Source organism: Mesorhizobium sp. M0816, assembly GCF_040320005.1.
GTDB lineage: Bacteria > Pseudomonadota > Alphaproteobacteria > Rhizobiales > Rhizobiaceae > Mesorhizobium.
This window is the reverse complement of the sequence record NZ_JAMYOT010000069.1, coordinates 1-12,301: the sequence shown is the minus strand read 5'-3', so window position 1 is coordinate 12,301 and position 12,301 is coordinate 1. Positions and strand designations below refer to the sequence as shown.

General features: G+C 60.2%; 10 protein-coding genes and 4 pseudogenes. 6 read left to right on the top strand and 8 right to left on the bottom strand.

The features are described from left to right. Nucleotides 1-197 precede the first annotated feature (197 nt). Entirely contained in the window at nt 198-1,295 is a 1,098-nt protein-coding gene (locus tag NKI17_RS36320) for a hypothetical protein (protein WP_352907888.1), read from the top strand. A gap of 9 nt (nt 1,296-1,304) precedes the next feature. Next, on the top strand, nt 1,305-2,474 hold the full coding sequence (locus NKI17_RS36315) for a site-specific integrase (RefSeq protein ID WP_352907887.1): 1,170 nt from the start codon (nt 1,305-1,307) through the stop codon (nt 2,472-2,474). Here the strand turns inward: NKI17_RS36315 and NKI17_RS36310 are convergent. Beyond that, complete coding sequence (locus NKI17_RS36310) at nt 2,471-2,599, bottom strand: hypothetical protein (protein ID WP_352907890.1); 129 nt, start codon at nt 2,597-2,599, stop codon at nt 2,471-2,473. The genes NKI17_RS36315 and NKI17_RS36310 overlap by 4 nt on opposite strands. Before the next feature lie 218 nt (nt 2,600-2,817). Here NKI17_RS36310 and NKI17_RS36305 point away from each other — a divergent pair, with 218 nt between their 5' ends. Next, nucleotides 2,818-3,177 carry a DUF3159 domain-containing protein gene (locus tag NKI17_RS36305; protein WP_352907886.1) on the top strand — a complete coding sequence of 120 codons (360 nt, stop codon included), beginning with the start codon at nt 2,818-2,820 and terminating at the stop codon, nt 3,175-3,177. Nucleotides 3,178-3,239: 62 nt separating this feature from the next. Here NKI17_RS36305 and NKI17_RS36300 read toward each other — a convergent pair whose 3' ends face one another. From NKI17_RS36300 to repA, 5 genes are all read right to left on the bottom strand, one after another. Beyond that, nucleotides 3,240-3,758, bottom strand: coding sequence for an RES family NAD+ phosphorylase (locus NKI17_RS36300; RefSeq protein ID WP_352907885.1), 519 nt, complete (start codon nt 3,756-3,758; stop codon nt 3,240-3,242). Then, on the bottom strand, nt 3,755-4,144 hold the full coding sequence (locus NKI17_RS36295; RefSeq protein WP_352907884.1) for an antitoxin Xre/MbcA/ParS toxin-binding domain-containing protein: 390 nt from the start codon (nt 4,142-4,144) through the stop codon (nt 3,755-3,757). The genes NKI17_RS36300 and NKI17_RS36295 overlap by 4 nt, the downstream gene beginning before the upstream one ends. Nucleotides 4,145-4,671: 527 nt before the next feature. Further along, nucleotides 4,672-5,877 (bottom strand): plasmid replication protein RepC, encoded by a 1,206-nt coding sequence (gene repC, locus NKI17_RS36290; protein WP_352907883.1) that lies wholly within the window; start codon nt 5,875-5,877, stop codon nt 4,672-4,674. Between the two features lie 156 nt (nt 5,878-6,033). Beyond that, nucleotides 6,034-7,038, bottom strand: a complete 1,005-nt coding sequence (repB, locus tag NKI17_RS36285) for a plasmid partitioning protein RepB (protein ID WP_352907881.1) — start codon at nt 7,036-7,038, stop codon at nt 6,034-6,036. A 67-nt stretch (nt 7,039-7,105) separates the two neighbouring features. Continuing rightward, nucleotides 7,106-8,311, bottom strand: a complete 1,206-nt coding sequence (gene repA / locus NKI17_RS36280; RefSeq protein ID WP_352907889.1) for a plasmid partitioning protein RepA — start codon at nt 8,309-8,311, stop codon at nt 7,106-7,108. Between the two features lie 356 nt (nt 8,312-8,667). Here repA and NKI17_RS36275 point away from each other — a divergent pair, with 356 nt between their 5' ends. Next, on the top strand, nt 8,668-9,066 hold the full coding sequence (locus NKI17_RS36275) for a GNAT family N-acetyltransferase (protein ID WP_352907880.1): 399 nt from the start codon (nt 8,668-8,670) through the stop codon (nt 9,064-9,066). Nucleotides 9,067-9,246: 180 nt separating this feature from the next. On the opposite strand, the pseudogene NKI17_RS36270 reads toward NKI17_RS36275, so the two are convergent. Together NKI17_RS36270 and NKI17_RS36265 are read right to left on the bottom strand one after the other, a co-directional pair. Next, nucleotides 9,247-9,715 (bottom strand): annotated as a pseudogene (locus NKI17_RS36270) (hypothetical protein); the annotation flags it as partial. Between the two features lie 1,094 nt (nt 9,716-10,809). After that, nucleotides 10,810-11,397, bottom strand: a pseudogene (locus NKI17_RS36265) (tyrosine-type recombinase/integrase); the annotation flags it as partial. Between the two features lie 65 nt (nt 11,398-11,462). Here NKI17_RS36265 and NKI17_RS36260 point away from each other — a divergent pair. Together NKI17_RS36260 and NKI17_RS36255 are read left to right on the top strand one after the other, a co-directional pair. After that, nucleotides 11,463-11,786 (top strand): annotated as a pseudogene (locus NKI17_RS36260) (ISKra4 family transposase); the annotation flags it as partial. Nucleotides 11,787-11,945: 159 nt separating this feature from the next. Beyond that, a pseudogene (locus tag NKI17_RS36255) lies at nt 11,946-12,083 on the top strand (acyl-homoserine-lactone synthase); the annotation flags it as partial. Between the last annotated feature and the right edge of the window lie 218 nt (nt 12,084-12,301).

Sequence of the window (12,301 nt, the reverse complement as noted above, 5' to 3'; positions counted from 1 at the left end):
AAGTTCGAAACCAGCCGACAGACCATCATGCGAGTCAGAGACGACAGTTCACGTTCCGTTCGACCTTAGCGTATGATTTCGAGCAGCTCTTGTTCTGACCCCAGAATCGCCCTTCCAGACCGCCGCCGGCGCCGTCTCGCGGGTCGACAATCACGCAAGGCCCGTGGTTCTTTTACGCGCAAGAGAGGACCGCCGGGATGAGCGAAGAAAACCCTGTCCGCCTGCCCGACGCCGCCTCGGTCGAAACCGTGCTCGCAGCTCTGCAGCCGCAGTCGGCCGACGCCGAACTCGCCCCTGCCCTGAACAAGACCTTTCCGGGCTTCGCCTTTACCGTCGCGAGCATCGACGATCCCTACTGGTGCAACCCTCATGCTGTCATCGCTGCCGATGGCACGCGCCTCGGCGACCATCGCGCCTGGGTCGAGCGCGCACTGGCCGATGTCGGCGGCGACCTCACCGCCTTCTGGAACCGGCATCGCGAGAGCGGAGAAAAATTCACCGAATGGCGCGGCACCAGCGCCTTCGCCTTTGCGCCGACCGGCCCGGGCGTCGCCGACTTCGTCCAGCTCGCGCTCGGCCGCGAGACCGAGGTTGTGGCCGGACCCGTGGTCGATCCCGACTATCGCCCCTCTAGCGCCGACGATCTTTTGGACCCGTCCTGGGTGCAGCGTGAGCCCGAGACGGACGCAGCCATACTGTCCGGGCCCGCTTACCGGCTGCGTGGAGGCGTTGGCGGCGGCCTCGTCCACATGCGCAGTTTTTTGGCGCGCCGAGCGCGCATCGAACGCGAGCAGCGCGAGGCGCGCCGGCCCGAGCTGGAAAACCGTGTCCTCCGTGAGGTCGGCCCCGACGGCACGCGCCACACTACGTTTTTAGACGCCAATCCGGGCTGGTTGGATTTTGTGCCGCGCGAAAACCGCTTTTTTGCCGACTGGGAACGATCGAGCACCTGCAACAACCGTATCTTTGACCATTGGGCCTTCGACATCCACGATTTTGAGGGTCCCGGCCAAAAACGCGAGATCGGTTTTATCCCGCGGCCACTCAAAATGCCCACCGAGAGGCTGCTGGGCGAAGAGGACGTGTCCGTGCACCGGCTGATGGAGCGCATCGAGGCGATCGACGCCGAAACGGGCCTGCCCTTCGCCTGGTTTTTTCTGATGACGCACGGGCACTGGGTCAATCCTGATGTCGGCCACACCATCGCCGACGGACTGCGCGCCGGGCGCGTGCGCCTGCCAGACCGCGACGCGGCCGTTCTGCTCGAGTGGGCAGATAGAAAATATCTGTTCTGAGGCGGCGTCATGGACCTTCACCTGCCAAAGCCCATATCCGACCCGAAACTGCGCCGCGCCGAGGCGCTCGATGCGCTGGAGTCGGTGCTGCCGTTCGACCGCCGCGACTTTCTGGCCGACATCCTCACCGACGACGACGTTGAAACCCTGCGCTACCTCGCCAAGGAAGGCATCGGCGAGAATTCCCTGCGGGCGCTGGCGTCGGATCTTGGCTACCTCGAAGCCTGGTCGCTTGCCGCCACCGGTTTTTCGCTCCCCTGGCCCGCGCCGGAGGCGCTTTTGATAAAATTCGTCGCCCATCACCTGTGGGATTTTTCGAAACGCGAAACCGATCCGGCGCACGGCATGCCCGCCGAAGTCGCGATAACGCTGAAAGCTGAAGGGCTTCTGCGCAGCGACGGGCCGCACGCGCCCGCCACCGTGCGCCGGCGACTGTCGAGCTGGTCGACGCTGACCAAATGGCGCGGTCTTAGGGGAAAATTCAACGCCCCTGGACTGCAAAGCGCGCTAAAACTGGCGGTGCGCGCCAGCGCCCGCCCGCGCGGCCGCAAGAGCAAGAAAGCGGTGACCGCGGATATTTTGGCCGCCCTCCTGAAGGCCTGCGCGGGAGAAAAACTGGTCGACATCCGCGACCGCGCTCTGTTGCTCACCGCCTTCGCCTCCGGCGGCCGGCGCCGCAGCGAGATTTCGTCCCTGCGTGTCGAACAGCTGGTCGAGGAAGAGCCTGTGCCGGCCGATCCCAAGGATCCAGAGGGGCCAAAACTGCCCTGCCTAAAACTCCGGCTTGGCCGCACCAAGACGACACAGGCCGACAGCGACGCTTTCGTGCTGCTCGTCGGGCGCCCGGTGCTGGTCCTAAAAGACTGGCTCGAGCGCGCCGGGATCAGCGAGGGCGCCGTGTTTCGCGGCATCGACCGCTGGGGAAATCTGGAGAAGCGGGCCCTCACGCCGCAGGCCGTCAACCTGATCCTGAAACGCCGCGTCGCCGAGGCTGGCCTCGACCCGCAAGTCTTCTCCGCCCACGGCCTGCGCTCCGGCTACCTGACCGAAACGGCCCGCCGCGGCATTCCGCTGCAGGAAGCCATGCAGCAGTCGCAGCATCGTTCCGTGCAGCAGGCCTCGAACTATTACAACGAGGCCGAACGCACGCTCGGAAGGGCAGCGAGAATCATCGTTTAGGAACCCGGCCCGCCGGTTGCGGCGCCGTCCACCATCTCCATCCGCCGCTCGGCGGCAAAGCCCATCATCGCGCGCAAAAGATCAGCGTCAGGGGTCTTCACCACGAGCGTGCGCACGTCGGTCATCGGTGGGTCCTTCGAATCAGGTTGGTGTGAGCAACCCGACCTTGCCGGCGAACATCGATGCCCCCCGCCACGCCGCTCGCTACAGCGTTGTTGAGAGCGCTCGCGAGCGACTTCGTCAGGCCGGGTACACCATGCGCGGGGCGGGATCGAGTACAGCTCGTGGTACCGACCTGTGATGCGTTGGCTCCGCGCCAATCTATTTGGGACGCCGAACGACAATGCCCGTCAGCTTCAAAGACGTACTGTTAGCAGGCACGCTCTACTGGAATTCCGAATTCACTGGTGATTTGGACGAATTGCCGGATGATATCGACGACAGCGACAAATACGTCCAAATACCTGACAAGAAAGAACTCGCCCTGGGCAAGCCGCTCGTCCTGGACTTCGCCCGCCAATTTCTCCCAGACAACGTCGGTGACGTTCAAGAAATCTTCAGCAAAAGAGGCGCGTACGCAAGGTTCAAGGATCTGTTGCAGCGAAGGGGTGCACTCGATCGGTGGTACGCTTTCGAAGCGAATGCGGAGGAAAGAGCGTTGCGGACATGGTGCGATCACAATTCGATCGAGGTCGGTGACTGATATCGCCCCGAAAGCGTCGCGCGACACCTGCAGCCGAAAACGCCCCTGCCCTTCCGCATGTTTTATCGCCAGGACAGCTGGTCCTTCGGCAGCCGGCCGCTCGGGTCGAATACAGTTACCTTATGCGGAAGATGCGGACCCCAGTCCCAAAGCACCAGGTTGCGATCCTCCGTCTCGGCACCCGGAGCAAAACTCGGAACCAGAATGCCGGCAATGCCTCGACGCCGCAGTCGGTCATAAATGGACCATGACGCCGGGCGGTTTCCATCGCTGAGAGCCGTCGCCCAGGCGCAGGCCGTATCCTCGAGCGTGACGGAGAATTCTCCCCTCGCCGGTTCCATCGTCAGGTCCGCAACGTCGTCGCAATCGACTTCGTAGGAGCACAGCACGCAAGGGTCGATCCGATGCGCGAAACCCTGGTTGGCTTCCTTGACCGCTGTCATGACGGTCAGCGCCAGATAAAGCGCCGGCACACCCTTGGGATTAAAGCGCGCACCCCGGATCGCCGCTCCATCACCGGAAGTCGGCTTGAATGCCCAACGTGGATCGTGCGTCCTGTAGCAGGTTCCGGCAAACCTCAAGCAAAGCCACCAACGGCCATGTGATCGAGATAGTCACGGACCGCAGCGGCCTTGCCCTCCTTCACAAGCGCTTCGGCGGTGCGCCCGCCGAATGCCGGAAGCGGCTGGGCTCGATACCAGGCCATCGCTTGTTCCTTGCCGCCCGCCCAATCCGCCACACGGCTGATGATCTCGAGCATTTCCCGCAGACGTCCCTGTGTCTTTAATGTCCGGCTGCGCTCCGACCGATAGAGGGTCTCGCGAGCAAGACCGGCGGTCTGGGCCAACTGCCCCTTGGACATGCCGAAACCGTCCGCGACCTGCTCGATCGCGATCTTCCCGCTCCGGTCCATATAGGACAAGACGAGAGGTTCATTCTGCACGGAAGTCTTGAGTGCCTGGCTCATAGGATCCACTCCACCAATAAACAGCCACGTTTCTTGTGCAAAAAATATGGCATTTTTCGATAGTTTTCAAGTCCGGAATCGAACCCGCTTGAGCGCCTCACGAGCGGATACCGAGGGGAGGTGCTCAACGGTCGGCTTCGTCAGTTGAGAACCTGCTCCAGGAGCCCTAAGGCTTGATCTCGTCGCAGAACCAGTCATCTCGTGACCTAGATCCGAGAGACTTCATCGCCGCCGCAGGGACCGCCGTCAGTTTATAGTCCGCGGCTGACGCTCAACATCTCCGAGCCGCTTGTACGCCACCCAGACATTCGCAGGGACGGCGCTGCCGGCCCGCGCCAGCCAAGCCGCGCGATCGGCCTCGGGAAGTGAGTTCCACCACACCATCCCGGCCCCGGTCGTGCTCGTTTTTCATGTCCTCGGTCCTCGCATAGGGCTTTCTTACCCAAAAGCGCTGCAGCCACTGTCCACGCCCTATTGCGCGGATCAAACCCTGAGCCCTCGCTCGGCAAATCCCGGTACCCACACACTCATCCGGTCATCCGCGCCGTTGCCCCGTTGGCCTTCAGCGCCGCCATCAGCATCGGTCCGACCGAAAACTCCCCATCCCTCGCCTTGTCCGTCAACGCCCGCAAGTATCCGCCAGCCGAGTTGATGTGCTGCGCTCTCTGCAGGATGCACGCGATCACGATCGCGGCGGTTTCCTGACCCATCGTATGGCAGGCATCCTCATAGGCAGACGGCGAAACGCCAAGATATCCGCGCACCTGGGCCGTCGTTATCATGAAATCGCGCCAGTTGCCGATCCCGTCGACTGCATAGTCAGCAATTTCCGGGCAAGCTTTCAGGACTAGCCCTAGCGGATATCCTCTCGGCTTCTCGGCCTCTCGTCGTTCTGACTCGACCGCCGCCCTGCTTTGTTCGAAAGCCGGTTCAAATTCAAAAATAGAGTCGGTGTTTGAATCAGATTGCTGCCGCTCGTTTTGAGAGTCATTGCCGCTCGGATTCGAGGATTTCATGTGAGCTTCCAGCAGCTTATCCACTTCGTCATGCAACGCGGCCAGATCGCCCATGATCGGCTCGAGCTCGACAACGGAAGCACGGCGCGGAATTGTCTCCACAACGGCGCGGAAACGCTTCCACAGGCCTCCCCAGTCGCCCGGCACGTCTTCTTCAACCGCCGCCTCGATCAGCTTGTGGATGTCACGGCGGTGCAAGGTGATCCGCTCGCGCATAAGCCTGAGCGCCCTGTTGTCGGCGCGAACATGCTCAGCCGCCGCCTCGAACTCGTGAGCACGAGCCAGCAGCGGCGCCAGCGAGAAGCCAAATGCTTCCTCAATCTCGCCTCCCCGGCCCTTGCGCGCGTAACGCTTGCCGTTCGGGCTGTCCCGACGGACGATCAGCCCGCTGCCCACAAGGGCCGCCAGGTGCCGCCTGACTGTGGGTTCGGGCATCCCATGAGCTCTAAGGGACAGCTGTGCGTTCGAGGGAAACACGATGAGGCCGTTTTCCTCACTCAGCTCGCTGTCAGGATAGAATGATAGCAGCGCATTCAGGACGGCCAGTGCGCGATCGCCAATGCCGACGATGCTCTTGCCCTCGCAGAGGTCGCGGTAAATCTGCCATTTGTCAACAACCCTGCCCTTGGGGATTTCACGTGAGTCGTTTTGCGCTGCCAACATGGCAAGCGACATCGGCCGCCGCCCAAAGGGCGTCGTTGCAATACCCGTTTCCATTTCTTCCTTCGCCTTCAATTAGGCAAAAGAAATCCGTCCGCCGAATCGACGCCTAGACTCTTGACAGTGATTCGCGAAAATGTGATTCTCAGCTTGCTTAAGGATGAGAAGGGCTTCCGCGACGGTGACGTTCGGGGGCCTTTTTCTTTTGCGGGTTTAGTCTCCTGTTGCTTCTTCTTTCGACGTTCTGAATGCCGCGTAAAGGCTGTCCAGGTTGTCCGAAATGTATTCGCCGAACTCGGCCGCGTCTTTCGCTTTCAGAGCCAGACTGAAGGCCTTTCCATTGTTTCTAATCGTCGCGGCGACCGATTTGTCAGCCGGTGCCCAGGTTCTGTCGTTTCGCGGAGCGAGCCCTTTCCTGATTGCCTTATTGGATTTCGCTCCATTCAGAAAATCAAAGAGCAGGTTGAAACGCTCGTCAGAATCCGCGGCGGCGAAATCTTCGCTGGCCACATAGCTCTTGGCAATTGGCGTGTTCTTGGGGTTCTCGACGAGTTTCCGAAGATCCAACCACCGGTCGCGTCCAATCCCTTTGGCCGGCCCAATCGCATCAATGACGACCGCGGGGATAGCTTTCGGAATCGTCAGCATCTTAGAGAGGGTCTGGTAGTCGACCGACAGAGCAGATTGGATGGTTTCGCGGCTGAAACCAAGCCCGTCCAGTTGCTGGGCGAACAGAACACGCTCAATAAACGTAAGATTGGCGCGGGCGGAATTTTCCTGCCCCTGTGCGACAACGTGGTCGATGTCTGCCAGCGTCTTCACCACGGCGCGGACAGGCCTCCCGAGTTGTTTGGCAACTCTCACCCGTCGGTGTCCGAAAACGGCCATGTAGCGGCCTTCGGTGCTGGGATGGGGTCTTACAAGGATTGGGGTATCCTGTCCCCTCTCCCTCACTGCCTCCAGCAGTTCGTGGTATGCGTCGTCCTGATCAACGCTCATGCGGTCGGGCACAAATGACCTGTCGACAAGGTCGGGATCAAGTTCAATAACCGTTTCGCCTTCGGCGAGTTTGGAGGCCTGCCTGGCCAATTCATCGATCGACGATGAGATGGACCTCGCCGCTCCGAATTTGCGAAACCCGGAAGCTGGCTCGCCATCTTCTGCCGTTTCGGGCGCGGATTCCCGCATCAAATTGTCGAAAACGTTCTTTCTTGCCATTTCAGCGTCCCGAAATTTGGGTCATTCATCTGATTTCATTGCAATAAAACCTGACTTAGACGGCCGTCTATTTCGTACGTCCCCAAGCCCCGTGGATCAGTTCTCTGATTTCCGCGTTAACCGCTTCCATCGACTCCATGGCACGGTCGTACGTTGCCCTAATCATCCCGGATTTCTCGACCTCATAAAGCGTCTGCTTCGTTAGCCCAGCATCCGAAATCGCGGTCGATTTCAACATCGGCGTCTTGAGCATTTGTGACGCGAGCATTGACTGCATGAATCCGACCATCTGGGCTTGCGGGACGTCGGTCGGTTCGTATCGAGTGATCAAATATCTGAACCAATCTAAATCTACGTCGCCGCCCGCCTGGCGAATTGTCTTCAGGATGTCGCCGAGCATCAGAAGGAACTGCGACATGGACATCAGGTCGAGCATCTGCGGATGTACAGTGATCAGCACCGAACTCGCCGCCGACAAAGCGGTCAGCGTCAAATAGCCGAGCTGGGGCGGACAATCGATTACGACCACGTCGTATCGGTCATCGACCTCCCGCAATACTTTTTCGATGCGATTCCAAAACGTCTTCCCGATGACGGAATTCTTGTCCTGCATCGCCAGGGGAGTGTCATACTCATATTCCTGCAATTCTAGCGATGCAGGGATAAGTTCCAGGCCTGGAAAGTTTGTCGGCAAGATCACGTCGGTGATGGGCTTCCGCTCGTCGTCATAACGGATCGCTTCGTAGATCGACGGATTCTTGTCGAGTTCGGGTTGGATGCCGTACAGGGCCGACAGCGAAGCCTGTGGGTCGAGGTCGATGGCCAATACACGGTGCCCCGTTAGCGCCAGATGTTGCGCAAGGTGTGCGGCCGTCGTTGTCTTTCCGCTGCCCCCCTTGAAATTAACAACGGCAACGACCTGCAGCTTCTCGTCCCTGCGGCGGTGAGGAACGTATTTCTTCACATCGGCTCGGCCGTGGCGGTCGAGCCATTGACGCAGCTCCATGATCTGCTCTGCCGAATATGTCCGGCGACCTCCGGCATGTATAGTTGGCTCGACACCCTTGCCTTCAAGGTGCAGCTTCTTGAGATTGCTAGTCGAGACCCCGAGAAAATGCGCCGCTTCCCCGAGTGAAAATTGCCGCAAGGTCTTCCTGGCGTTCGGTGGGAAGGTCTCGAAACGAAGCTGGTTCAGCTTCCTGGAAATCTCGCGGCCTTGTGCCAGAATGGTGTCGTCGAAGAGGGGTTTCGACACGGGCGCTAAAACGTTCATGTTTTCCGGAACCTCAAGTGACGGCATTTCGCCGAAATTCTTTCGAATGCCGTCATTATGTCCGATTCGTTTGTCCCGACAAGAAATTTTAAGTTAACAAAAGGTTAACGCCAACTGGCGGCAGAAGGTCATTCGGGATTGGTTTATTTGAATTTGAAACTCGGCACCGTCAACGCGTCTGTCCCGGGCAGGTGCGAAATGCGATCCAACGATTTTCGATGAGGCATTTCTTCGAATCGCACCGCCTACCTGCTCGCCGCTTCACCCCGCTCGATCCCTGATGTCTTCGAGGCGATGTACGCCAAGCCCGAAGTCGCCCGTTTTCAAAGCTGGGAGACCTGCACCGAAGATGACGGATGCGCATTCCTGGAATCGACGGGCTGCGCAATCCAGACAATCCGGGATGGTTCCAGTTTGCTCTTGAGCGCAATGAAGATCGAAGGATCGTCGGCGATAGCAGCCTCAAGACATTCGAGGCGGATACTCGGCTGTCGCAGATCGGGTCCACTAGAGGGCAGCAATATTGGAATCACAGTTACGCTACCGAAGCGGCCCGCAGTTTGATCGAATGCGCCTTCTACAATTTCCCCCATTCACCGCAACATTGCGTCCTGTCGACTGGCGCTGTCCGCGTGCTCGAAGAATCCGGCTTCGTGAAAGAGGCTCATTTCCGGCTATCTGAGTGGTTCAAAGGCGTGTGGACAGACGACGCGATCTATGCGCTCCGCTGGAGCAGGCTTGCGGCTGCGCTCTGAATATTCGAACTGAGACGCTTCCGGTCTTGTTGGGGCCCTTTCGACCTCGTACAACAGGGCACTGTCAGCTGTCCGATTGTTTTCACTAATTTTTTTGCCATTTAGACGGCAGTCTATTTGATGCGAGGTAGCGAGTCCGCCGCGCAAATAGTCGACGGCAGAAAGGTCGTGTCACGGCCCCGGCGCGTTGAACTTTGCCACCAAGCCGCGCCATATCGTAAACGTCGACCAGTTCGACAGCCCGCCCGCGAACCGTCGAGGGCGCGTGCGGCCCGTCGCTGCGTAAAAGCCCCCTCGGGTTCAACGTCGCCGAGCCGGCCTGCCGTGTGCAAGATCGGCTTCTCGCTTTGCGGGATCCCACAGATGATGCGCGACGAACTTGATCAGCAGCGCCTCCGGCGCCGGCTAGGGCAGGGGCTCCACACCTAAGGCGGCCTGGCACCAGGGTTCAAGAGAGCCGCGGTCTACGCAAGCGCCGTTAGCGAGTTGTCGCCAATACCTCGTTTGGCAGATGGCGCAGCAGCGTCTCGATGTCGTCGTCGGACAAGATCCCGGCCACAAACGCGCGGCGGTCGAAGGGCAGCACCGAATCCAACCCAGCCGCGATCGCGTGGCCGACGTCCGGATCAACCCGCTGCCCGTGCGTCATCAGGAAGAACCAGGCAAAGGGCAGGCCGTTGCGTATCGATCGCCTCGTGCGTTCCGTCAGCCGGGGCACCGAGACGCCTTCGTCGGCGAGCACCCGCATTTTCATCGGCCACGGGATAAAGCCGATCTCGCGCCGGTCGCGCCCCTCAAGGTCGTGGATGTCGAAGGACCAATGGGCAAAAATCCGGTGAGCGCAAGCGCAAGACCGCTCCCAGTCCGGTAAACAAAGAAGCGGTTTTCGCGCGGCACATAATCGAAGCAGTCGGGGTGGCTCCCAGGAATGGGATCTCCCGCGATCCCTCGGGTCCAACCTCGTGAAGGACACGGTTCTCAATCTCGGTTCGGCGCGCCTGCCGCTGCTCGCGTTCGATGCGGGCCCGGCGCCCCAAGAAACCTTTCATGTGGATGATGCCGCCGCCCGTGCGGCCGCGTAATCGCCATCCACGGACCTGCTGTGGCCGAAAGCACGGAATTCCAGAGTTTTGGGGAGGAGAGAGTTTTGCAAGTAGCGCGTTTTGGAACCAGCCGGGATCAGAAGCGCACCTTAGGGCTTCAATTGAGATCCGGAAGTGAAAGCGACAGTCGGTCACCCTAGATCGCTGGAAAAGCCGGGAACGTGCGGTCATTCTCATCCTGGTTCGGTGGACTCTCGGCCGAGTTTGGTGGACGGATCGCACCAAGTTAAGTGGATTCGGCGCCTCGCCGCAGCCTCCCAACGGCGTGAAAATCTGACTCGTCGATGTTCACCTTACCGCCTTCGATGCCTCTGCATGGGAGAGGGGAGGGGCCTTTTGAGCCGCTGCTTGATGGGATGGATACCGGAGGCTTTTGCATCATGCTTCGCAAAGCAGCGCCCGGCCTAGGTCCTGCAGGGGCATCGCTCAGTGATGATGAGGCGCTCCATCATCCTTGCAATTGTGGAGTGTAGTTCCAGTTTCGCAAGGAAAAAACAAGCAGGGCTTCAGAGCCCCGACGCCTTGATGAGGTTGGTCCGGGTGTCGCTTTCACTTCCCGATTTCAATGAAGCGGTAAGGTGAAAATCCTGCCCCTTGACCGTCACTTGGCGGCATCAATCGGGGGAGGGGAGGGGCTTTACTAGAGCCCGGAGGCCTTGGTGAGGTTGGTCCGGAACCGATCGCGACGGCGCTGATATTTGCGGGTCATCTCGGCGAAGCGTGGCCGAGCTGCTTCTGGACATAGCGTTCCTCGATGTCGGCCGACAAGGCGAGGCCGGCGCGCAGCGAGTGCCAGCTCACGTTCCCCTTCCGGAAGATCGGACCGGACGCCGGCGGCGAGTGCGGTCTGCTTGACCAGGCGGGCGACATGCTTGTCGGAGAGCCGCTCGACGTCGACGGTCTTGTTGTCCTTGAAGATGCGGCGGAAGAGCAGACCTCTTGCGATACGGGCGAAGCGGATCCAGCTCTCGAGGGCGGCGACGGGGCAGGTCTGGTCGGAGGCGCCGCGGCCGACCTCGACCTCGCGCCATCCCGTCTTGCCGCGCAGCGTCACCGGGACGCCCTGGTCAGGAAAAATCTCGATCCAGCCGGCGCCGTCGCTGTGATCACCGCGGACGACGTCGAGGCCGACGATCTCCGAACGGCGCAGTCCGCCGGCGAAGCCCAGGAGCAGGATCGCCCGGTCGCGCAGGCCCCTCAGATCGCGGCCGAGCGTATTGACCATCGCTTTGATCCGTATCCGAGCAAGGAAACGACCTGCAATTCGATGCGGAAGCGCTCGAAACGGACTAGCCGAACATGCGCAAATTCCTGACGGCCATCGGCGAGTCCCGTTCCTACATCGCTTCCAACAGCGCAAGCCTGATCAACGACGGCGAACGTTACCGGTCCGGTGAGCGGATATCCTCGGCCTTCGTCGAGGCAACCGTCAATGCCGTCATCAGCAAGCGGTTCGCGAAAAAGCAGCAGATGCAGTGGAGCAGGATCGGCGCGCATCTTCTGCTGCAAACCCGCACGCAGACCCTCGACGGCTCCCTGCGCACGATCTTCCAGCAATGGTATCCCGGTATGGCGAACGACAATCACGAACCAGACGAAACAGCTCTCGCCGCATAACCGCCCCACACTTCCTCATGCTCCCCTAGTAAATCTATTCGTCGTTGCATCTCCAAATTTGCGCCTGGCAGAGTGCTTTATCCCCACAGGAGTCCGACTTACCGCAGGGTCGCATCGATGCGCGTGACTGGCTGTTTCGTCGGCCTCGACAGTGAGATCGGCTGCGCAAGGCTCTTGCCGGCAACTGGGCCGACAATGGTCGAGGCAATGTTTCCCGAAAGCCGGCGAGTTCAATCCGCAATGATCGAGAGTTCGCGCTTCTGCGTCGACACCATGCTCGACGAGGGCAGGGCAGGTCGTTGCATGAAGCAACCTGACTGGTCACGCTAGTGAATCCGCGATCAGGAGGGCAAGCGTGGCGCGAATGTCGTCGGCGGAGTTGCGCGCCACCTGAAAAAGTCCTTGCGTTAACGCGGGCTTTCGCTATTTTGTTGCAACAAAACGTCCGGCGGACGATGGTCCCGTTCATTTCCCGAGGAGAGTCTGATAATATGTTGCACGAAATCCCCGCGCCG

Bases quoted from the DNA above. Each gene is read 5' to 3' on its own strand.
- NKI17_RS36320 (WP_352907888.1), top strand. From the start codon at position 198: ATGAGCGAAGAAAACCCTGTCCGCCTGCCCGACGCCGCCTCGGTCGAA.
- NKI17_RS36315 (WP_352907887.1), top strand. From the start codon at position 1,305: ATGGACCTTCACCTGCCAAAGCCCATATCCGACCCGAAACTGCGCCGC.
- NKI17_RS36310 (WP_352907890.1), bottom strand. From the start codon at position 2,599: ATGACCGACGTGCGCACGCTCGTGGTGAAGACCCCTGACGCTGATCTT.
- NKI17_RS36305 (WP_352907886.1), top strand. From the start codon at position 2,818: ATGCCCGTCAGCTTCAAAGACGTACTGTTAGCAGGCACGCTCTACTGG.
- NKI17_RS36295 (WP_352907884.1), bottom strand. From the start codon at position 4,144: ATGAGCCAGGCACTCAAGACTTCCGTGCAGAATGAACCTCTCGTCTTG.
- repC (WP_352907883.1), bottom strand. From the start codon at position 5,877: ATGGAAACGGGTATTGCAACGACGCCCTTTGGGCGGCGGCCGATGTCG.
- repB (WP_352907881.1), bottom strand. From the start codon at position 7,038: ATGGCAAGAAAGAACGTTTTCGACAATTTGATGCGGGAATCCGCGCCC.
- repA (WP_352907889.1), bottom strand. From the start codon at position 8,311: ATGAACGTTTTAGCGCCCGTGTCGAAACCCCTCTTCGACGACACCATT.
- NKI17_RS36275 (WP_352907880.1), top strand. From the start codon at position 8,668: ATGCGCATTCCTGGAATCGACGGGCTGCGCAATCCAGACAATCCGGGA.